This window comes from Burkholderia sp. MSMB1826, assembly GCF_001526325.1.
GTDB lineage: Bacteria > Pseudomonadota > Gammaproteobacteria > Burkholderiales > Burkholderiaceae > Burkholderia.
On record NZ_LOYN01000022.1, the window covers coordinates 1 to 24,390 of the forward strand.

The window sequence follows — 24,390 nt, forward strand, 5'->3', positions numbered from 1 at the left end:
GAATCCGCCTCGCCTGACAACTCAACCAAGCCGGAAATCTCCACTTCCGACCGGGACTAATTCTGGTTCAGGGTCACAAGCCGGAAATCTCCACTTCCGACCGGGACTAATTCTGGTTCAGGGTCACCACATCTGAAGCGGAACGGACGGACGATGGCTGCCCTGCCCCAGACTACTGTGTTCTTCTCATTCTTGGGGCCCCTTCTGAAGTAGATTGAGCGCCATCTGCGTTGACCGCCAACACCTACACAGCGCCTACACGGAGTTTTTGATGAGCAAGCATAGGTTTCGAAACGCGAGCTAACCCATTGATTTTACTGGCCCGCCCTACACGATTCGAACGTGTGACCTACGGCTTAGAAGGCCGTTGCTCTATCCAACTGAGCTAAGGGCGGTCGGGGAGAAAAGACACGGCCTGCCACGGACCGCATTCGGCATCGGGCTTTTGAGCAACGAGCAGCAACACCGCCCGCAACCACATTCACTCAAACCCCCGAAACAAAACGGGCCCGGCATGGAGCCGAGCCCGAAATTATACCCGATCATCGCGCCGGATCACGCGAGACCGGCGCCCGCGGCATCAAACCGGCTGCGGATGCAGCATGAACCAGCCGAGGCAGAACACGCCGGCGATCACGCAATACACGCCGAACGACGCGAGCCGGCCGCGCCCTTCGAAATAGCGCATCAGGAACCGCACGCTCAGGTATGCGGCAATCGCCGTCAGCACGCCGCCGAGCAGCGCATCGGCGAGCTGGTCGCGCGCATGGAACAGCTTCGGCAATTCGAGCACGCCCGCGGCGAAGATGATCGGCGTGCCGAGCAGGAACGAGAATTCCGCCGCCTTCTCCGCCGTCAGCCCCGCCGCGTTGCCGGCGATCATCGTCAACCCGCTGCGCGAGAAGCCCGGAATCAGCGCGCCGATCTGCGCAAGGCCCACGAAGAACGCCTGCTTGAACGTCATCTTCTCGGGCGGCCGATGCGCGCGGCTACGCTGAATGCGATCGCCGAGCCACAGCAACACGCCGTTGACGATCAGCGCGATCGCGACGATCCGCAGATCGTGAAACACGCGTTCGATGCGCTTCTCGAGCAGCAGCCCGACGATGCCGGTCGGGATCGTGCCGATGATCAGCGCCCACATCAGATGCCCGTCGTCGTTCTTGCGGCCGCCGAGCTGCGCGAAGAAGCCGCCGATCAGCGCGATCCAGCGCGCGCGAAAGTACCACAGCAGCGCCAGCGCGGTGCCGAGGTGGAGCGCGACGAGAAAGGGCAGCAGTTGCGGCGCGTGCTTGTCGATGTGCATGCCGAACAGCGCCGGCACGAGCAGCGTATGGCCAAGACTGCTGACGGGGAAGAGTTCGGTTACGCCCTGCAGGACGCTCAGGAATACCAGAAACCAGAGGCTCACGCGTCGGTCCTTTTAGTGAAGATTAAGCGGAAGGGAAAGCGGACGACGCGATGCGCGTCCTGAAAACGCGCCCCGATTATGCCCAGCCAGGATTACTGCGCCAAGGCATTTGGCAGGATATTGCGGCAATGCACACAAACGCTTGCAATTTGTAAGCATCAAGAAAGCAAAAAGCCCGCCATTTGCATGGCGGGCCTGCAGGCGCCGGCAGAAATTGCCGTCAGCGACCGAGCTGATAGAAAAATAATACCGTGCTACCGGTAAACATGCCGAACAGTGCGATTCCCATTGCCATTGCCAGATCCATGGCCCCCTCCGCGAAGTGTCATGACCCGGCAACATCACCGGTTTAGACGCATTATCCAGACCGTCGACAGTGTTAAAAACTCGCAATTTCCCGAGAAGGGTTTTCCCCGACCGCCCGCGGCCCGATAATGGAACGCACGCTGCTCCAGTCACTTCCAACCCGATTCGCCATGCCGATCTTCCAGCAACACGACATTCACGAACTTCACGCCGGCCCGTCGCTCGTCCGGGTCGCTCCGCAATTCGGCGGCCGTCTGCTGTCCTGGCACGTCGACGGCGAACCGGTGATCTTCTGGCCGGAAACCGCCGATTGGAGCAACCTCGCCCGCGTGCGCGGCGGCAATCCGCTGCTGTTCCCGTTCCTCGGCCGCCACCGCGTCGACGGTGAAATCGGCCGCTGGCGCGACGCCGCCGGCGTGGTTCGCGATCTGCCGATGCACGGTTTTGCGCGCGACCTGCCGTTCGACGCGCACCCGTCGGCCGACGGCGCCGCGCTGACGATGACGCTCGACGCGAACGACACGCTGCGCGCGAGCTACCCGTTCGATTTCCGGTTCGAAACGACCTACCGGCTGGCCGACGCGCACACGCTGGAAGCCGCGTTGACGACGACCAATCGCGGCGATACGCCGCTGCCCTATTACGCCGGCCACCATTTCTATTTCGCGCTGCCGCATGGCGAGCGGGCCGACACCCTCCTCGAGCTGCCGCCGACCCGCCGTTGCCAACAGCGCGCGGACGGCTCGATCAGCCCGCTCGAACCGGGCGAAGCCCGTTACCGCCTCGACAATCCGGACATCCTCGATCGCTTCCACTGTCTCGACGGCGAGCCGTCCGCGCCGGTGCGCATCGTGATGCCGGGCCGCGGTCGCACGATCGAGATCGCGCTGGACGTGCCGGGCTCGATCCCGTGGTACGCGGTCACGACGTGGACAGAAAAGCCGGATTCGGACTTCTACTGCGTCGAGCCGTGGCTCGGCCTGCCCGATGCGATCCACAACGGCCTCGGGCTGCGCATGCTCGCACCGGGCGCGACCGAAACGGCCACGCTGCGGATCCGCGTCGCCCCGCTCGCCGGCTGATTCGGCACGCATCGAACCGGGGCGCGGCGGCCCGCCTGCGACCGAAACTGCGGTGCGCGGGTCGAACCCGTTAAAATCGGACGTTTTGTGTTGCCTGCCGCGTCACGCGCGGCAGGGTTTTGCGAGGTTCAATGTTCGAAACAACAACGAAGCGACTCTTCGCAGCCGCCTGCGCCGCCCTGCTCGTCGCGTGCGGCTCCGCGCCCGTCGGCCCCGGGTTCTATCGCGTCGAGCGTGGCGACACGCTCTACAAGATCGCGCGCGACAACCGCACGTCGGTACAGAGCATCGTGCGCTGGAACCAGATGACGAACCCCGATGCGATCGAAGTCGGCCAGGTGCTGCGCGTCGCACCGCCGCCCGGCACGGCCACCGCATCGACGCCATCGAGCACCGGCACCGGCAGCGCGGGCCGCGCGCGCCCGGCCCCTTCCGCGCCGGTCGAATCGGCCGTGAAACCGGCCACGAGCATTGCGCTGATCTGGCCGGCGGCCGGCAACGTGGTGCGCACGTTCGACGGCTCGAAATCGAAGGGCATCGACATCGCGAATTCGCCGGGCACGCCGGTGGTTGCGGCCGCACCGGGTGTCGTGGTCTATGCCGGTAACGGGTTGCGCGGCTACGGCAACCTGATCATCCTGAAGCACAACGCCGATTACCTGACGGCCTACGCGCACAACCGCGCGTTGCTGGTGAAGGAAGGTCAATCGGTCACGCAAGGGCAATCGATCGCCGAGATGGGCAACAGCGACAGCGATCGCGTCGCGCTGCATTTCGAGTTGCGCTATGGCGGCCGCTCGATCGATCCGTCACGCTACCTGCCGGCGCGCTGAGCGCGCGACGGACGACACGCGACACCGGCGCGCATCGCGTGCCGTCGCGGCGAAAACGGAAAAAATCGAGTCAGCGCTTGCGCAGACGTCCGGTGAAACGGCCGGACAACGGATCGACATGACGAGCAAACGCCACCAGCACACCGATTCCGATCAGGCTGAACCCCGCAGCTATCAGAAGCAAATCCATGGTCACACCACTGTTTTGTCTTGATCTTATGCGTCATTGTGGAATCGTGCACTGAGCCGTCACTATTGGACGAGTCAGAACATTCCCTATCAGCGAACACCATTGTGAATTCGTCTGCGTGAAATCCTGATGTAAGCCGTTCACCCGACGCCACGCCGACGCCCAGGAGACCATGCGATGCTGCCCGCCGCCGACCGCTACGACCACCTCCTCTCCCGCTTCCACTGGGACATTCCGACGCATTACAACATCGGCGTGGACGTGTGCGACAAATGGGCCGACGGCAGCGGACGCCTCGCGCTGATCCACGAAACCGCGCAAGGCGACGTCTCCCGCATCACGTTCGACGACCTGAAGAATGCTTCTAACCGGCTCGCGAACAGCTTTGCGCGCGCCGGCCTGCGGCGCGGCGACCGAATCGGCATCTTTCTCGCGCAGGGCCCCGAAACGGCGATCGCCCATCTCGCCGCGTACAAGTCCGGCGCGATCGCCGTGCCGCTCTTCACGCTGTTCGGCGTCGATGCGCTCGAGTACCGGCTCGCGAACAGCGAGGCCGCCGCGCTCGTCACCGACGCGGCCGGCTACGCGAAGATCGCGCCGCTGCGCGCACGACTGCCAGCACTGCATACCGTCTACTGCGTCGGCGACGATGCGCCCGATGCGCCGGGCGTGCTGCGCTATGACGCGGCGCTCGCCGCCGAATCGCCGGATTTCGTGCCGGTCGATACGGCCGCCGACGATCCGGCCGTGATCATCTATACGTCCGGCACGACGGGCAAGCCGAAAGGCGCGCTACACGCGCATCGCGTGCTGCTCGGCCACCTGCCGGGCGTCGAGATGTCGCAGCAGTGCTTCCCGCGCGACGCACGCCTGTTCTGGACGCCCGCCGACTGGGCATGGATCGGCGGGCTGCTCGACGTGCTGCTGCCGTCATGGCATCACGGCGTGCCGGTGCTCGCGCGCCGCTTCGAGAAATTCGACGGCGAGGCGGCGTTCGCACTGATGGCGCGGCACGGCGTCACCCACGCGTTTCTGCCGCCCACCGCGCTGAAGCTGATGCGCGCCGTCGCGGCGCCGCGCGAACGCTACGCGCTGTCGCTGAAATCGGTCGCAAGCGGCGGCGAATCGCTCGGCACCGAATTGACGGCGTGGGGCCGCGACGCGCTCGGCGTGACGATCAACGAGTTCTACGGGCAGACCGAATGCAACATGGTGCTGTCGTCGTGCGCGGCGCTGTTCGATGCGCAGCCCGGCGCGATCGGCAAGGCGGTGCCCGGCCATGCGGTCGCGATCGTCGACGCGGACGGCGCACCGCTGCCGCCCGGCGTCGAAGGCCGCATCGCGGTGCGCCGCCCCGATCCGGTGATGTTTCTCGAATACTGGCGCAACCCCGGCGCGACGCGCGACAAGTTCGCGGGCGACTACCTGCTCACCGGCGATACGGGCACGATCGACGCCGACGGTTTCGTGCGCTTCGTCGGCCGCGACGACGACGTGATCACGAGCGCCGGTTACCGGATCGGCCCGGGCCCGATCGAGGATTGCCTGCTCACGCATCCGGCGGTGCGAATGGCGGCCGTCGTCGGCGTGCCCGACGCGACGCGCACCGAAATCGTCAAGGCGTTCGTCGTGCTGAACCCCGGCCACGCCGGCGACGCTGCGCTCGTCCGCGCGCTGCAGGAACACGTGCGCACGCGGCTCGCCGCGCACGAGTATCCGCGCGCGATCGCGTTCGTCGACAGCCTGCCGATGACCGCCACCGGCAAGATCGTGCGCCGGGCGCTGCGCGACGCGTGAGCGGCCCGCTCGCTCGGCCGGCCCGGCCGGATGGTTTATAGTGGCGCCACGCAGCTATTCCAAGAACTCGATGTCCTCTGATCAACACTCCGCCACGGGCGCGTCGCACAGCCCGCTCTACGCCAAACTCCTCGGCGAGACCGCCAAGATCGACTGGTGCGATCTCGAGCGCTTCTTCGCACAAGGCAAGCTGTTGTCGGTTGCGCGCGACCTCGATCTCGTCAGCGTCGCGGAAGCGGTCGCCAGCGACGACACCGAACAGGTCACGCGCTGGCTGTCGTCCGGCCTCGTCGCGCGCATGCCGGCCGAGACCGCCGCCGACTACGCGGCGCGCAATCCGGAACTGTGGGCGGTCGTCGTCTCGCCGTGGGTCTGCGTGCAGGAACGCGCCTGACGCATCCGCCATGTCCGAATCCGCGTTACCGCACGGGGCCGGCGGCGCTGCGGCCGTCGTCACGCACCGGCGCGTGCTCGCGCTCGCGTTCCCGATCGTCGTCGCGAACCTGACCCAGCCGATCCTCGGCGCCGTCGACACGGCCGTCGCCGGCCACCTCGACGGGGCGCAATATCTCGGCGGCGTCGCGCTCGGCGGCCTGTTCTTCAATTTCGTGTTCTGGGGCTTCGGCTTCCTGCGGATGGGAACGACCGGGCTCGTCGCGCAAGCGCATGGCGCCGGCGACGCCGCCGGGATCCGCCTGAATCTGCTGCGCGCGCTGATCGTCGCGTTCGCGCTCGGCGCCACGGTGCTGGCGCTGCAGGCGCCGCTGCTGTCGTTCGCGCTGTCCGCGCTCGGCGGCAGCGACGCCGTCCACGCGACGGCGCTCGCATACAGCCACGCACGGATCTGGAGTGCGCCGTTCGCGCTCGCGAACTACGTGGTGCTCGGCTATCTGCTCGGCGTGCAGCGCGTTCGACTCGCACTCGTCGCACAGGTGTTCATCAATGCGGTGAACATCGGCGCCGTGCTGCTCTACGTGTACGGCTTCGGTTGGGGCATCGCCGGCATCGGCGCCGCGACCGCCACCGCGGACGCGTGCGGCTTCGCGCTCGGCGCGTGGATGCTGTGGCGGCTGCGGCCGCGCGGCCTTGCACCGCTCGCGGTACGCGCGCTGGCCGACCGGGTGGCGCTCAAGCGGCTGATCGTGCTCAATCGCGACATCTTCCTGCGCACCCTGTGCGTGCTCGGCGCCTTCGGATGGTTCGCGCATCTCGGCGCAAAACAAGGCGACGCGACACTCGCCGCGAATGCGCTGCTGCTGAATTTTCAGACCTTCATGGCGTACGGCCTCGACGGCTTCGCGCATGCGGCCGAGGCGCTCGTCGGCGCGGCGGCCGGCGCGCGCGATCGCCACGCTTTCCGGCAAGCCGTACGCGTCACGCTGTTCTGGTCGGCGCTCGGTGCGCTGCTGTTCGCGCTCGTTTACTGGGTGGCGGGCGGCTGGATCGTCGCACGTCTGACCGACCAGGCCGAGATCCGCGCCGTCGCGCTGCGCTACCTGCCGTGGGCCGCGATCTCGCCGATCGTGTCGGTCTGGGGTTTCCTGCTCGACGGCGTGTTCATCGGCGCGACGCAGACGCAATCGCTGATGCGCGCGATGGTCGTGTCGCTGTCGATCTTCGTCGCGGCCACGCTCGCCGCCGTCGACACGTTCGGCAATCACGGCCTCTGGTTCGCGCTGCTGGTATTCATGGCGGCGCGCGGCGTGACGCTCGCGCGCTACCTGCCGGCGCTGTTACGGCGCATTGGCGCCGACCCGCAAGCCGCATCCGCGGCCCGCGCGTGACAGCGGGCCGAGCGACCGTTACTGCACGGGTTTCGGCGACGGCGCGTCGAGCATCGACGGCGGCGTCACGTCGGTCGGCACGCCGCGATAGTCGGCCGGATCCTCGGGCGGGTGGCCGCGGCGCGCCTGGCGGGGATCGCTGCTGCAGGCGGCAAGAAGGGATGCGACCAGCACGGCCAGCATGAAACGGGTCATCAGGTAGGGCTCCAGAAAACGGCGCGCCCATCGCACGCCGGGACCGCGCCGAGTCTAGCGGAAATCCGGTTTCAGGGTTGCGCCGCGCATGTCCTACTATGTACGCATGGCGCTGTGCCGTTGATAGGAGGCTGCCATGTCGTCTGAGGAAATTGCGGGCCTGATCGGCCTGTTCATCGGTGTGATGGTGCTGGTCGCGCTGTCGTACTTCGAGTCGCGCGAATACAAGCGCAGCCACGAAGGCGAAGGGATGATCCACCACTGGATGGCGGAACACCACCTGCTCGACTGGCGGCGCAAGCACTGAGCGCGCCGCCGCCGTACGGCCCTCCTCCGGCCGTCGCGAACGTGCCGCCCTGCGGCACGGTGGTCGTCGCGTATCGCTGAAATTATCAGGGCCCGATACGCTCACATTGATCGGATACACGAACGCCGTCGCGCGGCACAGGCCACGCGACGGCGTTCGCTTGCGCGCGCCGCGCCTCGGAAGGTGCGACGCGGTTCGATCCGCTCAGCCCAGGAAGTGACGGGCGTAGCGCGCGTTGATGTCCGACAGGCGGAACAGCGTCAGGAAATCCGCGCAGTTGAAGTCGGGATCCCAGGCCGGTGCGCCGCAAATCTTTGCACCGAGACGCAGGTAACCCTTGATCAGCGGCGGCGGCGCGACGACGGTGCCCGTCTGCAGTTCGTCGACCGGCAGCGCCGTGTGCGGGAACGCGCGATACTCGGGCGCCGTCAGCGAGCCTGCCGACAGCGACTGGTACAGGTTCGCCGCGTAGTGACCGCCATCGGCCATCGATACGCTCGCGCAGCCGAGCATCGTCTCGTAGCCGTTCTGCATCATGTACGCGCCGAGGCCGCCCCACAGCGCCATGATGACGGCGCCGCTGCGGTAGTCGCTGTGCACGCACGAGCGGCCGACCTCGACCATCTTGCCGCGCAGGTGCGTGAGCCGCGACAGGTCGAATTCGCCTTCGGCGTACAGGCGGCCGACACGCGCCGCCTGGTGCGGCGGCAGCACGCGATACGTGCCGACAACTTTCAACGTGTCGAGATCGCGGACCAGGAGGTGATCGCAATACGCGTCGAACGGATCGACGTCGAGCCCGGAAGGGCCGCTGACCTGCGCGCCCATCTCTTCGGCGAACACGCTGTAGCGCAGGCGCTGGGCTTCGCGCAATTCGTCTTCCGTACGCGCCCATGCGGCGCGCAGGCGATACTCCGATGTGACGGTTTCACTGGCGCGCGGCAGGTGGCGCCGCGACGTGTCGAGGGGCAGCGAGGCAAAAGGGAGCGTAGGCGTCGGCAGTTCTCGCATTAGGCTTTCCTGGTCGTAAGGAATAGGACGACATGCCCGCCAATGTAGTAATCGGCCGTGACCGTTATGTGGCACGACCGTGTCCTTTCAATGACGTGTCGCCGATTTGACTTTAGCAGAAAGCTCGCAAAACCGTATGATCAATCCCTTCAAACCCATTCGGACGGGCCTCACGCCAGTTCGGGCGTCAGGACGGCCCGCAGCACGGCCTGCCGGCTGCCGTCGCGCGTGCGGCTCGCCAGCCACACGATTCCGCCCTTCTTGACGCTCCAGCTGTCGTCGCCGCCGGCGATCAATTGCGCGGCGACGCTGCCGAGCGTCGGCTGGTGGCCGACGATCACGACCGTCGGGGCGATGCCTTCCGGCCAGCCGGCCGCTGCCAGCACGTCGTCGACGCTGCCGCCCGGGGCGAGCGCGTCGACGGTGCGGTACTGGTCGGTCAGTGCCTCGACGGTCTGTACGGTGCGCGCCGCCGGGCTCGCGAGGATCACGGTATTCGTCTCGAGCCGGCCGCGCAGCCATTTGGCCATCGCCTGCGCGTCCTTGCGGCCGCGCACGGTCAACTGGCGCGCGAGATCGCTCGTCGCGTAGTCTTCGGCCTCGGCGTGGCGCCACAGGATCAGGTTCATCATGATGTTCTCCTTGCTTCGGCGAGCGAACGCGCGCGCATGCGCGCAGGGCGGCCGATCTCACGAGAATTGTCGCAAATCGCGGCCGATTCGCGGCCGGGGCATTTACCCGCATATCGTGATTGACCGAATCGGTCATTCGACGTTATTATGTTTGGCTCGTCGGAGCGTAGCGCAGCCTGGTAGCGCATCTGATTTGGGATCAGAGGGTCGAAGGTTCGAATCCTTTCGCTCCGACCAAAGGAATCAAGGGGTTACAAGCCATTGGCCTGTAGCCCCTTTTCCGTTTACGACGTCGTGTAGGCACCATGTAGGCATCTACTCCCACGATAGGTCAGACACAATGACTTGCGTTGCGGATGTCGCTTAATTGCAGAGCAGAAGCCGTCCAAACTTACGACGAGGGTTCGATTCCCTCACCCGCTCCTCGAGCTCATGCTGATTAGAGCAGCGGGCTCATAACCCGCCGACGCCGTGTTCGACTCACGGGAGGCCTACCACACCGGCCAGCTGTGTGGCCCCGCCCAATACACACGCGGCTCGATGCTCGTTAATATCGGCTCAACAAGCTGTGATCTCTGCCCTCGGAATTGGGGAGCGTCCGGCACTCATCACAAAACGTTGCAGTCGATCCCAAGCCGCCAGATAGCGATGCTTGGGGATCGCTGCCAATTGCTCGTCATGCACGACCAGCACCCGCTCCACATCAGCGGCTTCATCCTCGTGAAGCGCCCACGCCCCACCCCGCTCGGCGCGCGCGATACAGGCATCCAGTACGACTTCCGCTCGTCGGTACAAGTCAAGATCGGAACCCGAAGCCGTCTCGCTTCGCATATAGAACGCCAAATAGACGACCCGGAGCAGGCAAACACCTGATCACAACCCCCGTTTCCGGAGCGAACCATGGCCAGCGCCATGTGGTTCTCGAGTGACAGCGCCCGCACTTTCTCGGTCGACAACGGCAACAGCATTTCTTTCGTCAGCCCGGCGCGCCCTCCTCGACGCATCGTGCGTCCCGGGCTCGTTCCACCTTTTCTCATAACTAGAACTTTCGCTCGCGAGTCATTCCTTACCTTCAAAATCCCACTTCCGGCGCTTCTTCGGATCTTTTGTCATTTCCAGAAACGCACAATTGGGACACCAACGCCCCTTGTTTTTCACGTTTGCTGGTGAGGACTGCCACACATGGCCCCGATGGCACTGCCAAGTCAGTTTCACATGCGCTCCTTGGTATTCCGTCGACATGCACAAACCACCACGCTTCTTCGCGATGTCCTGCATGGTCTCAAGCGTAAGGCGTCGCGCGATACCAGCACATTTCGGACACCAATGCCCGTGCACTACCATATGCCCAGGGGCTTTCCAGCGATGGCTTTGCGCGCATTCGAATAGGTAATGATCCCGACTACGCGTGTACTCTGTTGCCAAGCACCGGCCTCCGTGTCCTCGCGCAACAGCCTGCAATCTTTCTAGCCCGTCGGCAAGGATATTGCATTGCGCCGATTTGACACGCCCGCATTCGGGGCACCATTTGCCTCTACGGATCAGTTCGCCAGTCGTCTCCCACTCGTGCCCTTCGGCACACCGTAGCCGGTAACGTTCAGATAGCCCCCCGGAACGGACCATTGAGAAGATCTCCGCTCCGGCCAGCGATAGCATTCAGCCAGCGCGCTTCAATCTCATCCGCTTCGCATGCCTCACAACGAGCTTGCTCGCTTCGGTACAGTAGCGCCATTGCATTGCGAGTAAATCGGTGGCCCTTCTCGCATTCGAATTCATACCGCTCGTTGTAGCCGGCCCAGGTGCCAGAGAGACAACGCCAGTTCAGCGCCGTAACAGTGGCGTGCAATCGCTCAAACGCTACCGCTCCCGCTTCGTCGAATCGACATGCCGTACACCATGCCCCATCCAAGATCGAACCGGCAAAGCTTTGCCACTCATGGCCTGCTGCACAACGAAACCGGTATCGTGACATCAGGCCCGTATAGCTTTCGCTCAAACAAGCCCCACCCCGTAACGCCGCTGCCGCCTGCAACCGCTGTAGGCCGTCGGACCGGCGTTGTTGTTCGGCATTGTCCTTTCTCGCGCACGCTGGACACCAATGACCGTTTAAAATGAACCCACCTTTGGTCTGCCAGCGGTGGCTACCTGAACATTCCAGTTCATAGCGTGTTGCCCTGCCGACGTATTCCGTAGCGAGGCAACGGCCGCCTTTGCTTTGTGCCGCCGCCTGCAGGCGTGCAAGTCCGTCATGATTCAATCGGCGCGCAGAATTGGCTTCCGCCACGCAACGCCGGCACCAGTGGCCGGCAACGATATGCTGTCCCAGCGCCCCCCACTCGTGCCCCTTCGCACAGCGGAGGCGGTATCGCCTCGCTACGGTCGTGAATTCGCTCCCTACAAGCTCTCCTCCGCGCTCCCTGACAATTTCCATCCATCGGTCACGCAGCGCTTCCCGCTTGCATTCGGGACATGCGGTCACATTTTTGTACAGGATAGACGTCGCAAGCCGCTCGAATCCATGCCCATTCGAACACCGGAAACGGTAGTTCGCCTGTGCGCCAGCCCATGCCATCGTCAGAAGCGTGAGCCCTCCCGCCTCCGCAAGCTCTACTGTATGTTTAAACGCCTCTTCAGCTGTACGCGCCATATCGTAAACAACCGTATTGTTTCACCACGAACACCGGACATCCCACCCAATCGGAACAACTTGCTCCGAAGCCATCTAGAAGACGAGTCCCGAGCTAGAATGCAGTCATGGAAAATCACCTGAAACAGCACCACGCAGCGATCCCAATCCGTCAAATCCGCGCGATGTACGACGACCACACAATCCGGGTCTACCAAGCGTACTCAGACGCGATCGCCGATTCTGCTCTGACGAATGGAACGTTCGTTTCGCCACCGTTCAAGATGGAACGAATGACCTGGATTAAGCCATCGTTCATGTGGATGATGTACCGTTCAGGCTGGGGACTGAAAGATTCCGGACAAAGACGCATTCTCGCCATCGACATATCGCGCGAAGGCTTTGAGTGGGCATTGGCTCATAGCTGTCCGAGTCACCCTGAGGAAGCAATGTATCGAGAGGAATGGTTGCGCATTAAGGAGAGCGCTCCCGTACGCGTTCAATGGGACCCAGAGCGCGATCTATCGCTACAACCGCTCACACACCGTGCGATCCAAATCGGCCTCAGCAAGCAAGCCGTCGATCTGTATGTGCATGAGTGGATACAGCGCATCATCGACGTAACTCAACTGGCATATAGCGTGCACTCTCTCGTCCTCCAAGGCGATTTCGAGTCAGCGCACGCTTTGCTACCTATAGAACGTCCGTACCGTATTGATGCCTAGATTGCACAAGCCCGTCGTGTAATGTGGGAAGGCTGCACACTTACTCCCAATTCACTTCGCAAATCTACTTTCCATGGTTCAGAGTTTGTGCGTCGGCCCTTCACCGTTTGACACCACCGAAGCTCGCGAGTGCGGCGTCTTTCATCTACTCGATGGACACAGCCATTTCAAAAGCAATCTTCGATTGATTGAGGCCACCATCCATGGCTGGCTGCTGCTTCAATTCGTCGAGGGCATAGACGATACCAACTCGACATCCAGGTTTGAACAGTTCCGCGTCAATTTTGTTGTTGACGTAGATCCCCGAGGTACATAGCGACCCATCATCCAACTGAATGTCGATCGTATCGTTTGGCACGTTCTTGTCTTGCCCTGCAACAAACGCCCGCCGGATAACACTAATTTGATAAAGAAGTGGCATTCTACCTTCTTGAATACTGGTCCACCATTCCGTTGATCCAAATAGACCATACGTACCACGAAGCCCCATTCGAGGCTTCGCAGCATTTAGCGTCAACGCTTGTGCGAGCTGAACCTGCATAGGATCTTCTCGCAACCTATCTTCGAACCGAAAGACACATTTCATAGGCAATCCGAGATCCTGAAAATGCAGCAACATCATAAATCCTCATCAGCACAACCCCTCACGCCGAAACAAGCCGGAAGAAATTTGCACACCCAAACCTTGACCACCCTGACTCAAAAACCATCAAACCACAACACCAAGTCGAATACCTGATTCAATCAAAACACATTGATATATGTTACAACTTGATTTTAGTTAACTGACAAATTACAAGAATCATCACCAGCCACTTCAAACCCCTTCAACTTGTCAGAATAAAAAATCTCCTCAGCATCATCGAATTCAGTTTCCACAATCTCAAGCAACTCAGCGACCTTTTCACCGAGACCAACCTTACTCAAGAGTTTTCCCTTATATGCATATTCAGCACCACCCGCGACGGACTCAACCACAATGCTTTCTAGCATATCTTGTTTAAAAACAAGCCGCGCCAATATATTCTGCCAATCATACTCAACAGCCCCCATATCAGCCGCACGAAAATATATAACCCCAGATTGACGACAATCAATCAATATTTTCGGCGAATTTCGGAGCCCAGTCGTTTTTTGGAGAATCTCTCCGTCGCACCCTATAAGCTTTTTAATAGCGTCATGCGGTAAACCAAGGGGTAACCCAAACATTGCCCGCCCTGGCTCAATAGGCGCTTCCCAGTCAAACCCTTGATTCATTAGCGACTCCACTTCCTACTTACCGCGTCAAAACTAATCACATCAGCGACATATTCCCCCCCAAGCAAGTCAGGAGATGCTGGCGCTAGAATTTCCTAAGATCTGTTATTGACGAAATTCACACTGAACATCTTGCCATTTGGCTTCCTTCATTGACAATCGAAACCATGGGCATCCTCGAATTGCTTGACAGAATCTTGCAGAGACGAAGCCGACCCCAATTGGTGTAGCCGCCCGCTCTCCCGCTCTACAACAATCGGCCCATTTCCGCCAAGAGAAAATATAATGTTCCCGGTCTCCAAATATTTTCTCGAATTGAATACGAACACCCATCCATACTGTTTTTCGATCGTCTTTTCCTCAACAACTGCATATCCACCGGTGGACTCGGTTGAACCCATTTGATCAAGATACTCTTGAACACGTTGCAGCGCCTGATCCTTGGTTATAGCCATACTTCCTCCTATTTGTCTGTCCTGAGAATAAACCATCGCGTGTACCCATCGCTCAGGTTTGTAGGCTTGCCAGTTTGTCCATCAAGGAAGCGAATCGATCCGCCTTGGTTTACTACGTTACTAAAGTGTCCTACCTCATCTCCGCGAGCACCGAACACAACTGCTCTGGAGCCATCTCCCCAATTCGACATAGTCTGAGCAATCGCATCAGGGCCTGTACGACCGATCCAATTGAAGGGGGTTTTTCCAAAAGCCGTCGCAACATCCGCTGGGCTTGTCACCTCTCCTGGCAAGGCGCTCGCCGGATTTCCGGCCAATGTCGCGTCTGTGGCAACGGCGCAGTTCGCACAATTCATCGTTCTGCCATCGGACGGATAGATCGAATTTACATCTCGGACGCTGTGCCCGCCGACCGCCTCACCAATATCAACGCTAATACCCGGCTTGCTGCTTGCCAGAACCCTGTCAGTAAGCACCGCCAACGCGGCACTACCAGTCAACACCCCAACAGCAGTCGGATCACCCTGGCCGACAGCCTTCATCGTATCCGAGAACCCAGCCACCGAATTCACAGCGGTTTGCTTCACACCGTTCCGCTGAATCGATTGGCCAACCTCGCTTACAGGATCGCCGACACCGCCACCAATGACGGACAATCCATCAAGCGTTTGCAGCGCCCCCTGCACGGCACCGTTTGCCACCGCTTTGGCAGCCGATGACGCAGCAGTTCCGACCCAAGACGCAACTTGCGTAGCCTTGCCGTTCGCGAGCTTCGTAGCATCCCACACCCTCTCCGCCAAGGAATACTGGAGGAACGTCGGATCGCTCGCTTGCGCATCACGCAAGATCTTCTGTGCTTGAGCGTCTTGCGCTCCAAGCTTCTGCATGTCGTCATAATGCCGAAAGTCCGCGGTACCCTTCACGAACTCCGCAGAACAATCGACTTGCGAGCAAGCAGCTGCAATCAAGCGGTTGTAGAGATCGACATTGTTTCCTGCCAAAGCCTTGATCTTGTCGATTTCCATGGGACTCAATTGCCGATTGAAGCGATCCGCACTCGCTCCAGTCAACGCCCCCGTTCCACCTCCGACCAACGCCCCCGCCCCACCTGCCAGCACGTTCGACGCAAGATTCCCCAGCAGTTCGTCCACGCTCGCGTTACCAGTCGGCCCCGCGTCCTTGATCGATTTGGCGAGCTCATTCAGCTGCGGCGCGAGCTTCGCCGACACACCGGCGCCCGCAGCTCCACCGGCTGCTCCCAATCCCCCACCGGTCAACCCGCCTGTCAATGCACCACCAGCGATATGCAACGCGACGCGGTTGTCGCCGCCTTCGGCCCAGTCCTTCGCATCCTGCAAATATTGCACCTGAAGCTTCGGATCGGTCTCGTTTGCCGCTGCTGTCAATGCTTCACGCTGTTTCTTGTCCGCATAGGCTCCGATCTGCTTCGCGATCGCTTCCGACGCCGCTTGCGCTGCGTTGATCAGATCAGATTGGTTGCTCAACACCTGTTGCAGATCCGGCGTCTTGCTAACCGTGCCATTCAGGTCCGACGTATCACGATTCAGCGTCGCCACATCCTGCTTCTGGTTCGCCTTGTCCGTGATCGTGATGTTGCCGGCACTGATTGCACTCTTCGTGGTCGCATTGCTGCTATCACTCTCGCTCACGTACAGCGGTAACGCGCCGCCCGTATTCTTTCCGCTCGTCTGCCCATGCGTAGCGTAATTGTTGCCACCGTCGCCGACACCACCACCGGCACTAATTCCGAAGCTACTTGCGTCGTATTCCGAGTGGTTCTGAATATCCGAGAACGACAACGTTCCGGTCGTCAATTGGTTCTTATCAGGCGTCGCTGTACTTGCGATATACGCGCCCTTCAGGTCCGTATTGCCCTTGACCGTCCCATCAAAACCACCGTCCCCGGCCTGGATGCCGGTCTGCTCGTTCACGCCCGCGTAGTTGCCTCTCGCATGACCGTTCTGCATACTGGCGCTCGCGCTCGCGCCCGCCATGCTCGCGCTGAACCCGCCGCCCGAACTACTCTGATGCGCCGCGCTCTTGCTCGTATCCTGCACGGACGCGAGATTCAGGTTGCCGCCAACATCCGCGATCACCTTGTTCGCGTTGACGTTCGCCCCGACGATATTAGTGTCACCGCCGCTGATGATCGTCGCCGTCTTGCTCGCGTTGATGTGCGTATTGTTCTGCGTCGCCGCATCCGAGTTCGCATCGCCGTGTGCGCGCGACATTGCCGCCGACACGCCAAACCCGCCCGTACCGTACGAGACCCCCACGCTTGCACTCTTCGACTCGTTCGTGCTGCGCGTGCTGTCGGTGTCCGTGCTGTTGACCAGATTGACCTTGTTGGTCGCCTGCAACAGCACATCCTTCGCGCTCACGTCCGATCCCTGGATCGTTACGTTGCCCTGCCCCGCGTTCTTGTCACCCGTTGCAACGAACGCGGCCGTACCGCCGGCCTTCACGCTGCTGCCATTGTTCTGCGTGCTGTTCTCGGTGAACGTCGACTTGCTGTACGACGAGCCGAAGCTCAGCTCCACCTTCGCTTCGACCTTGCCCTTCGGATCGTTCAACGCATTCGTCATGCTGCCCGTTGCACCGACAAGATCCGCCATCCCGCCAGCCGCCGCGATCGCGTGCAGCGCTGCCGCCCGGCCGTCCTGGCTGCCGCCCGCACCTTGCACCTGCTGATTCACGTTCTGGATCGCGTCGATCACTGGCGACTTCACCGCGAGCGTGAAGCCCGAACTCTTCACCTCGTGCGTTTCTTCGTGATGACGATCCGTCTGCGATGCATCGATCGTCACTTCCTTCGCGATGCCGGTCACATCCTGGGCGGCGACGATGTCCGAACCGGTCACATGGAGCTTGTTACCAGCCACCATCGACACGCTGCCGTCCGTGCTGCCGATCAGGCTGCCCTGCGAACCCTTCACCGTATCGCGGCTGGTATCGATCGTCTGGTTCGTGCCATACGAGATCCCGACACCCGCGCTACCAAGTCCGGAATTCTTCACATCCTTGTAGTGATACTCGCTCGAGGCAGTGTCCGCCGTCGTGACGGTCAGGTCGTGGCCGGCAGAAAGGCTCACGTCGTTGGTCGCCGCGATCGTCGCCGCCTTCGCCGTCAGGTCGTTGCCAGCCTGCACCGCAACCGTGCTGCCCGACAACGTCGTGCCGACCGCATTGGTGTAACTGCTCGAATCGATCGTGTGCGTCGATTTCGATGACAGGAAGCCGTTTTCCTTGTGATAATGCTCGTCGTTCGCGCTCGCGCTCTGTTCACCGGCCTTCAGGTTGACATCATGGCCGGCGCTCACGCCGATTGCGCCCTGCGCGTTGGCATATGCAGCCGTCGCATTCACGTCATGGCCGGCCACTATCGCCAGGTTGCCGCCCGTCGCGATCTGCGTGCCCGTGTCGCTCGACGCCGAGTGTTCCGCGTGGTTGCGAGCATCCCACTTCACCGCGTCCTGGCTGCTCTGACGAACCGCATTCAAATTCACGTCGTTGTTGGCTGCCAATACGGCATTGCCAGTCGTCGCGATTACGGCCGCATTGGCGTTCAGATCGTGACCGGCGACCGCCTGTAAGCTGCCAGCATTGATTGTCGAAATACGGTCGAGACCGGTTGCACTGCTGGTCTTCGTGGTGGCCGAACTCGTCGTAGTCGTCAGGTTGAGGTCTCGCCCGGCCGACAGCGCTACGATATTGCCCTGAATTAACCCGCCGAGATTATTGAGATCCTGGTTCGCGCTCGCGAGCACGGTTCCACCCGACACGGTACCGCTGTTGTCGATCGAATCCGCATGGATGATCGTGACGTTGCGGCTCGCGATCGTGCCCGAGTTCTTGTACGCACCGTTGGCATCGACCGTGACGTTCTTGCCGGAGATGATCGTACCTTCGCCCGTCACATCCGCCGCGTTCGCGTGGAGATAGACCTGTGGCACCAGCACCGTCTGCTGGCCACCATTCGGTAACGTCACCGTCTGACTCACGAGCCAGACGATGTCGCTCGTCAACGCGGCCATCTGCGCATCGGTCAGCGCCGCACCGACGTTCAATCCGAACTGCTGCGATGCCTTCACGCCATTCGCCATCAGCGCCTGATATTCGCTCTGGTTGTCCGTGTAATCGCCAATGAAACGCTGGCCGGTCGTCTGGATGATCTGTTGCTGGATCAGTTGCTGCTCGTAGAAACCGTCGCCGATGCGCTTGAGAACCGTGTTCGGATCGACCTTGAGCGCCTCCAGCATCGTGTCGCTCGATAACCATTTCCGGTAATCGGTAAAGCGCGGGTCCGTCTCGATCAGGAAGTGGCTGCCGGGGTCGCTCGTGACCTGATACAGCGCGTTGTTGGGCAAACGCGTGTTCGGCGTCACCGTGCGCACGACGACATCACCTACATTCGCCTTCACGGCCGATACGTTCCCCGCACCGACACCAGACACGCCCGAGCCGACCAGCAATTGCCCGCCAATATCCTTTCCCGCCACCGGCGTCACGCTCGTACCGCTTGCGCCCTGCGCAACGGACGTCGCTGCCGCCACGCTCTTGATCGGATTTGACGGCTTGCTCGGATCGGTCAGCACCACCGGCAGATCGATGGTCTGCGCCGGAATGGCAGGCATGAAGGGAGTCGAACTGGTTGCGCGCTCGTCACCGCTGAACGCACCGCCAGACTGAACCCACGTATAGATCGCCTGGCCTGAACCCGTGAACGTTTTCGTGCCTTGCGCACCGATGTTCTGTACGTTTTTCGGATTGTTACCGTCACCGGCCACGATCTGACTCTTGTCGTTGACGCCCGAGGCGGTATTGATCGTGATACTACGACCAGAAGTGATCGTGCCCGGTTGCGAAGCCGTGACAACATCCTTGGTCGATGTCACGTTGGCCGTATAAACGGTGTACGTCTGGACGAGGCGGTTCGCCACGTCAGCGTTATACCCGACCAGCGCCTGATTCAGGTTCTGATAGGCGGCAACGGTCGCTTTGTACCACTGCTGGAAAGGCGCACATGCCGCGTTGGTCGAGGTCAGACACGACGGGCTCGCCGAATCGAAGGAATTCGGTTTTGCACCCGTCACGTCCGCTTCAGTGGGGGCCTTGATGGCAAACCAATCGCTGCCGACGCCCCTTCGTCCGAAAATTAGCGCGGCGGGCGCCGTCATGGCGAACGGCCCCTGCGTGACCCACGCGGGATTTGCCTCGGGCGGCGGCGTCACGCCGAACGTCGCCCAGATGTCAGCTGGCACCGTACGATACGCGCCAGTCTGGGCCGCCGCCGCCCCCGAGCCAAAGTAATCGGCCGCGTACGCCGTGTTATCGATTTTGCCGGCCACGCCGTTCATCGTGTACCTCGCGTACTCGGCAAACGGATACTTGGTCGACGGCAGCAGAATGAATTTCTGGTCGTCGTCCAGCGCCCACTGATAGTCCGTGCCCGGATGAATTTCCTGACTGTTCTTCTGGTACAGATAAACGGTCGACGGGTCGATCTTCTCGGTCGAGCCCGGCACCTGATACCACAACTGGTTGCCACTGTCGGTCGTGACCTTCGAAGTCTGGAAGTTCGAGTTCAGATTCTCGAACCGGTCCGCGTTGATCGTGATGTCGCGGCCCGCATCGATCTGCGCGCCATTGTTCGTCACGAGTTGGGCGCTGCCGGTTGCCTGACGATTCGCATCCAGCGCGCCGCCGACGCGAATGTCGTTGCTCGCGTAGATCAGTGCATCGTTCTGGTTCTTGAAAGTCTGCGCGCCAATGTCGAGGTCGCTACGCGATGCGATCACGCCCCCCACGCCTTGGGCGTTCTGGTCGTTGATGATTGTGTTCGCCCTGACTACGACCGTATCGCCATAAATCCGGCCACCGGCATTCGTGATGGTGTCTCCGGCGGTCACCGTCGTTGTGCCACCATCGACCAGACCTTCGTTCGTAATCGACTGGTTCGCGTGGACGTTCGTAGCATTCCCACCAAAAATCTCGCCCGTCGCACGGTTCTGAATGGAATTGGCGTTGACGTTAGCAACATTGCCTGCCGACAGTGTGCCGCTGTTGTCGAGCGCGCCGCCGACCGTGGTCGTCAGATCATGGCCCGCCACAACCTGTCCGGTGTTGGTCAGATCGCCTTGCGTCGTCACATTGACGTCGCCCGCCGATTGGAGCTTGCCCTCGTTGTTCAGCGTCCCGGTCGAGACCGTCAGTTGCTGACCGCCATTGATGTCGCCCTGGCTGTTGATTAGCGTATTGGAGGCCATCAGCGTTGCCGTGCCTTTCGACTGGATGCTCCCCGACGTGTTGTCGATCGTCGGTGCTGTGAGCTTCGCATCCTTGTCCGCGCGAATTGAGCCTGACGTATTGTCGATCGTCTGGTTGGCGTTCAGCGCAACGCTCGCGCCCTCCATGCCGGCCGTCAGCCCCGGCACACCTGCCGTCGTCGGCAGCGTCGAATTGGCGGTCTGCGCATTGCGAATCGTATCGCCCGTCACCGATAGCGCGCCGCTCGCGTGCATGGCCCCACGTGTGTTGTCGACCGTTGTACCGAACACGGTTACATCGCTGTTGCCGCCGATCTGGCCGGCCACGTTCGACACAGTGCCCGAGCTTCGCACTGTCAATGCACCGTCCGCTACAAGTGATCCCGCATCGTTCGTCACGGATGCAGCATTGACGGTCGCCGCTCCGCTTGAAGAGATTGCGCCACCCGCGTTGCTCAGCGCTCCGGTTGTCAGCGTGACACCGTTGCCGAGAACCTGACCACCCGTGGACTGCCCTGCCAGTACGCCGTTGTCGAACGTCTGGCCGTGCGTATCGATGTCGGCGGCTCCCGTTGCCTGCATCAACCCCGACCGGTTATCGAATGCTCCCGACCGGCTCACCAGTGACTGGCTTGCCGCCACTTTACCGAGCGTGTTGTCGACCGCCCCCTGCCCGGACGCGAGCGTAACGTTCGCCCCCGTGATCGTGCCGCCCGAGTTCAACAATCCGGCATTTGTCAGGGTCGTGTCGCCCGAAGCCAGCAGCTTGCCGCCTGCGTTGTCCGTCGTGCCGGATGTCCCCACCGCCAACGCGCCGGAAACCGAACCGATGGTGCCACCGTGGTTCGACACGGTTTGCGCCGTCACCGTCGTGTCGCGTGTCGCAGCGATCGTACCGCCTGCATTCGTCAATGCGCCTGCCACGGTGAGCTTCGCCGCATCCGCCGACACTGTGCCTTGCGAATTGTCGAACGTACCGGCCTGCGTGTTCAGCGCGCCAGCTGCGGTGATCTTGCCCTGCGTATTGTCGAGTGCCTGAGAGACGGTCAACGCCATGTCGCCGGTGGACGTGCCGATCTGGCCCGCACGGTTGCTCAGCGTGCCGGCGGTTGTGGTCAACCCGGTCGCCCCCACCAGCTTCCCGCTGTCGTTCGACAGCGTACGCGTGGCAGTCAGCGACAACGCATTCGTCGTTGACCCGATCTGGCCGCCCGCATTGACGAGGTCTCCCGTCTGGATTTGCGCACCGTGCACGGCCGTCATACTGCCGTTAGTGTTGTCGATTGTGTCGCTTGCGACGGTGAGTGTCTTGGCCGAGCTCACCGTACCGTCAGTGTTCGTCAGCGACTGCGTCGCACGCAGCGTCGTGTCGCCAGCGGCCGATCCGATCGTACCCGCCACGTTGCCAATGCTGTTTGCCGTGACCGACAGACCATTTCCGCTGACCATGGAGCCCGACTGATTCGAGACGTCGCCTGTCGCCGCCACAGTCAGTGTGTCGGTGGCGCCGATCTTGCCACCGGTATTCACCACATCGGACGCTGTGATCTGCGCCGCGTGTGCGCTGATCGATCCGGCTGCGTTGTTGAGATGGGCGGTGCGGATGGTCAGATCGTTACCGGACGCAACCTTGCCGCCGGCGTTGTTCAGCGATTGCGCGACGTCGAGTGAGGTATTTCCCGTCACGGAGCCAATCTGGCCCTGTGCGTTGGAGACCGAATTCGCGGTCAGCGTGAGGCCATTGCCAGCTGCGATCCTCCCGTTGTTGTTCGACACGCTCCCGGTCGTCGTCAATGTCAACGCGCCCGTCGAAGTGCCGATCTCGCCCGCCACGTTCGTAAGGTCGGTTGCAGCGATCTGCGCCGTGCGCGCCGTGATGTGCCCTTGGGTATTGTTGAGCCCACCGGACGAGTTCAGCGACAACGCATCGGCCGCCAACGTGCCGGACCGGTTCGATGCCGATTGCGCGGTCACGTTCGCCAGGTTCTGCGAGCTGATGATGCCCGAGTCGTTGACTAGTTGCCCCGCATTCAGCGTCACGTTCTGGCCGCTCATCGTGCCGGCGACGTTCGACAGCGTGCCATTCGTCGCGACGTTGACTGCACTGGCCGCGTTCACGGTCCCGTGGTCGAGCGTGACGTCGTTTGCGAACAGATTGACGTTATCGCCCGCTGCCAGCGTGCCGCTGCTCGTCACATTTGCAGCGCGTGCCGTGACGGAGCCCCCGCCGACGAGATTGCCAGCGGAATCTGCCCCCGCATATGCCTGCCCACTATTGTTGAACGACGTGGCGGCTATCAGGTTCGTGTTGCCGCCCGACGAAATCGTTCCGGCGTTCGATAATGCGTGCGACGCGTTCAGATCGGTGACCTGCGTACTGACAATCGTGCCTTGCTGGGAAACGTTGACGCCATCGATGCGGGTGTTCGCGGCCGACTGCAGACGCGCGTTCGGCACAATCGTCACATCGCCATTGTTCGCTACTTGAATATCGCCGGTTAGTGACGTGACCGAACCAGCATCTCGCACCCCGACACCGGCCTCGGTCCCAATCATCCGGACGCTATTGGCGAACATACTACCCAGTGCCTGCACGTCGATCGCGACACCAGGCGTCGCGCCGGTGCCGGCCTGGGCCTGCGCGGCGTTGCTCGCATAGTCGACACGGTTCGCGCCCGCGACCGCATTGATCGAATCCGCCCACACCTGACCGTTGATCGTCATCGCACGCGAAATCAGGTCGATCGCACTGCCGTGCGCGTCGAGCCCTGCCCCGGCGATGCCGATCTGTCCTTGCGTCACATTGAAACCCGCGAGCGTACCGTCCGGGTTGAACGTCGGCACGCCGGTGGTCAGTGTGACACGCGGCACATTCAGAAAACCGCAACCCGCACAGGTGATGCCTGCCGGGTTCGCGATCACGAGGTTCGCGCGATTGCCCGCGATCTCGGTAGGTCCGAGCAATTGACTTGGATTGCCTGATGTGATCTGGTTGACGATCACGCGCGCTGAGCTGTTACCCAGGAATGGGTTACCTTGCACCCAGCCGGCAAGCTGGGATTGTGCGTTTTGCCCGCTGTTGACGAGTACCGCGCCCTTCGTACCGACGTTGTACTGCGTGAAGTTGTTCAGCGAGACGCCGTTTTTCGGTGCGGTGATATTGACGAGCGGCACGCCTGATGCCGACACACCAACGACCGGATAGGTCGGACCGCTTCGATCAGGCGTGATCGGTAGCGTAGCCTGCGCTTCCGCAACGAGGGGCTGCATGCCAAATGTGCAGAGCGCGGCAAAGACAGTCGCCCGTGCTGCGAACCAGATCGAGACTCCGGAATCATCGGCCGCAGGACGAACGGCACGTTGTACACGAGAGCGCTCGCCGCCCCCATGCGCCGATGCATTTTCGTCAACTGCCACCAGCATGCCGCGCACGGCACTGAATACCAAGCGAAAGATTCCGGAATTCATGATCGTCTTATTCTTGAATGCATT

16 protein-coding genes, 2 tRNA genes and 1 pseudogene are annotated in these 24,390 nt (G+C 61.7%); 8 read left to right on the forward strand and 11 right to left on the reverse strand.

The window, feature by feature from the left end:
- Window positions 1-318: 318 nt before the first annotated feature.
- Both WS95_RS12285 and WS95_RS12290 read right to left on the reverse strand, forming a co-directional pair.
- Window positions 319-395: transfer RNA gene (locus tag WS95_RS12285), tRNA-Arg, on the reverse strand.
- Between the two features lie 185 nt (window positions 396-580).
- Entirely contained in the window at window positions 581-1,411 is an 831-nt protein-coding gene (locus WS95_RS12290) for an undecaprenyl-diphosphate phosphatase (protein ID WP_034206973.1), read from the reverse strand.
- A gap of 476 nt (window positions 1,412-1,887) precedes the next feature.
- Here WS95_RS12290 and WS95_RS12295 point away from each other — a divergent pair, with 476 nt between their 5' ends.
- From WS95_RS12295 to WS95_RS12315, 5 genes are all read left to right on the forward strand, one after another.
- Window positions 1,888-2,799 (forward strand): aldose epimerase family protein, encoded by a 912-nt coding sequence (locus WS95_RS12295; RefSeq protein WP_059782656.1) that lies wholly within the window; start codon window positions 1,888-1,890, stop codon window positions 2,797-2,799.
- A gap of 131 nt (window positions 2,800-2,930) precedes the next feature.
- Window positions 2,931-3,632 (forward strand): peptidoglycan DD-metalloendopeptidase family protein, encoded by a 702-nt coding sequence (locus WS95_RS12300; RefSeq protein WP_059782654.1) that lies wholly within the window; start codon window positions 2,931-2,933, stop codon window positions 3,630-3,632.
- Window positions 3,633-3,999: 367 nt separating this feature from the next.
- On the forward strand, window positions 4,000-5,619 hold the full coding sequence (locus WS95_RS12305) for an acyl-CoA synthetase (protein ID WP_059824067.1): 1,620 nt from the start codon (window positions 4,000-4,002) through the stop codon (window positions 5,617-5,619).
- 70 nt (window positions 5,620-5,689) lie between these two features.
- Complete coding sequence (locus WS95_RS12310; protein WP_034207875.1) at window positions 5,690-6,013, forward strand: DUF2288 domain-containing protein; 324 nt, start codon at window positions 5,690-5,692, stop codon at window positions 6,011-6,013.
- Window positions 6,014-6,023: 10 nt separating this feature from the next.
- A complete protein-coding gene (locus WS95_RS12315; RefSeq protein WP_059824069.1) occupies window positions 6,024-7,403 on the forward strand; it encodes an MATE family efflux transporter in 1,380 nt (459 codons plus the stop codon).
- Window positions 7,404-7,421: 18 nt separating this feature from the next.
- On the opposite strand, the gene WS95_RS35335 is transcribed toward WS95_RS12315, so the two are convergent.
- A complete protein-coding gene (locus WS95_RS35335; RefSeq protein WP_179950193.1) occupies window positions 7,422-7,598 on the reverse strand; it encodes a hypothetical protein in 177 nt (58 codons plus the stop codon).
- A gap of 136 nt (window positions 7,599-7,734) precedes the next feature.
- Between WS95_RS35335 and WS95_RS35340 the strand changes: the two genes are divergently transcribed.
- Window positions 7,735-7,905: a hypothetical protein gene (locus WS95_RS35340; RefSeq protein WP_175888554.1), complete on the forward strand. Its 171-nt coding sequence runs from the start codon at window positions 7,735-7,737 to the stop codon at window positions 7,903-7,905.
- Window positions 7,906-8,109: 204 nt separating this feature from the next.
- Here WS95_RS35340 and WS95_RS12320 read toward each other — a convergent pair whose 3' ends face one another.
- Entirely contained in the window at window positions 8,110-8,916 is an 807-nt protein-coding gene (locus tag WS95_RS12320) for a GNAT family N-acetyltransferase (RefSeq protein ID WP_034206968.1), read from the reverse strand.
- A 170-nt stretch (window positions 8,917-9,086) separates the two neighbouring features.
- Window positions 9,087-9,548, reverse strand: a complete 462-nt coding sequence (gene sixA / locus WS95_RS12325) for a phosphohistidine phosphatase SixA (RefSeq protein ID WP_034206967.1) — start codon at window positions 9,546-9,548, stop codon at window positions 9,087-9,089.
- A 160-nt stretch (window positions 9,549-9,708) separates the two neighbouring features.
- Here sixA and WS95_RS12330 point away from each other — a divergent pair.
- A tRNA-Pro gene (locus WS95_RS12330) sits at window positions 9,709-9,785 on the forward strand.
- A 321-nt stretch (window positions 9,786-10,106) separates the two neighbouring features.
- Here the strand turns inward: WS95_RS12330 and WS95_RS33215 are convergent.
- Window positions 10,107-10,516, reverse strand: a pseudogene (locus WS95_RS33215) (hypothetical protein).
- A gap of 91 nt (window positions 10,517-10,607) precedes the next feature.
- Window positions 10,608-11,204, reverse strand: coding sequence for a zinc-ribbon domain-containing protein (locus tag WS95_RS36185; protein ID WP_441294158.1), 597 nt, complete (start codon window positions 11,202-11,204; stop codon window positions 10,608-10,610).
- 1,098 nt (window positions 11,205-12,302) lie between these two features.
- On the opposite strand from WS95_RS36185, the gene WS95_RS33225 reads away from it, so the two are divergent.
- On the forward strand, window positions 12,303-12,899 hold the full coding sequence (locus WS95_RS33225; RefSeq protein ID WP_082746909.1) for a DUF4291 domain-containing protein: 597 nt from the start codon (window positions 12,303-12,305) through the stop codon (window positions 12,897-12,899).
- A gap of 145 nt (window positions 12,900-13,044) precedes the next feature.
- Here WS95_RS33225 and WS95_RS12350 read toward each other — a convergent pair whose 3' ends face one another.
- The 4 genes from WS95_RS12350 to WS95_RS12355 all read right to left on the reverse strand — a co-directional run bounded on the left by WS95_RS12350 (window position 13,045) and on the right by WS95_RS12355 (window position 24,366).
- Entirely contained in the window at window positions 13,045-13,440 is a 396-nt protein-coding gene (locus WS95_RS12350; protein ID WP_257139744.1) for a hypothetical protein, read from the reverse strand.
- Between the two features lie 236 nt (window positions 13,441-13,676).
- Window positions 13,677-14,156: a hypothetical protein gene (locus tag WS95_RS34785; RefSeq protein WP_156444476.1), complete on the reverse strand. Its 480-nt coding sequence runs from the start codon at window positions 14,154-14,156 to the stop codon at window positions 13,677-13,679.
- 149 nt (window positions 14,157-14,305) lie between these two features.
- Window positions 14,306-14,611, reverse strand: a complete 306-nt coding sequence (locus tag WS95_RS33230) for a YrhB domain-containing protein (RefSeq protein WP_179950194.1) — start codon at window positions 14,609-14,611, stop codon at window positions 14,306-14,308.
- 8 nt (window positions 14,612-14,619) lie between these two features.
- A complete protein-coding gene (locus WS95_RS12355) occupies window positions 14,620-24,366 on the reverse strand; it encodes a two-partner secretion domain-containing protein (RefSeq protein ID WP_082746911.1) in 9,747 nt (3,248 codons plus the stop codon).
- Between the last annotated feature and the right edge of the window lie 24 nt (window positions 24,367-24,390).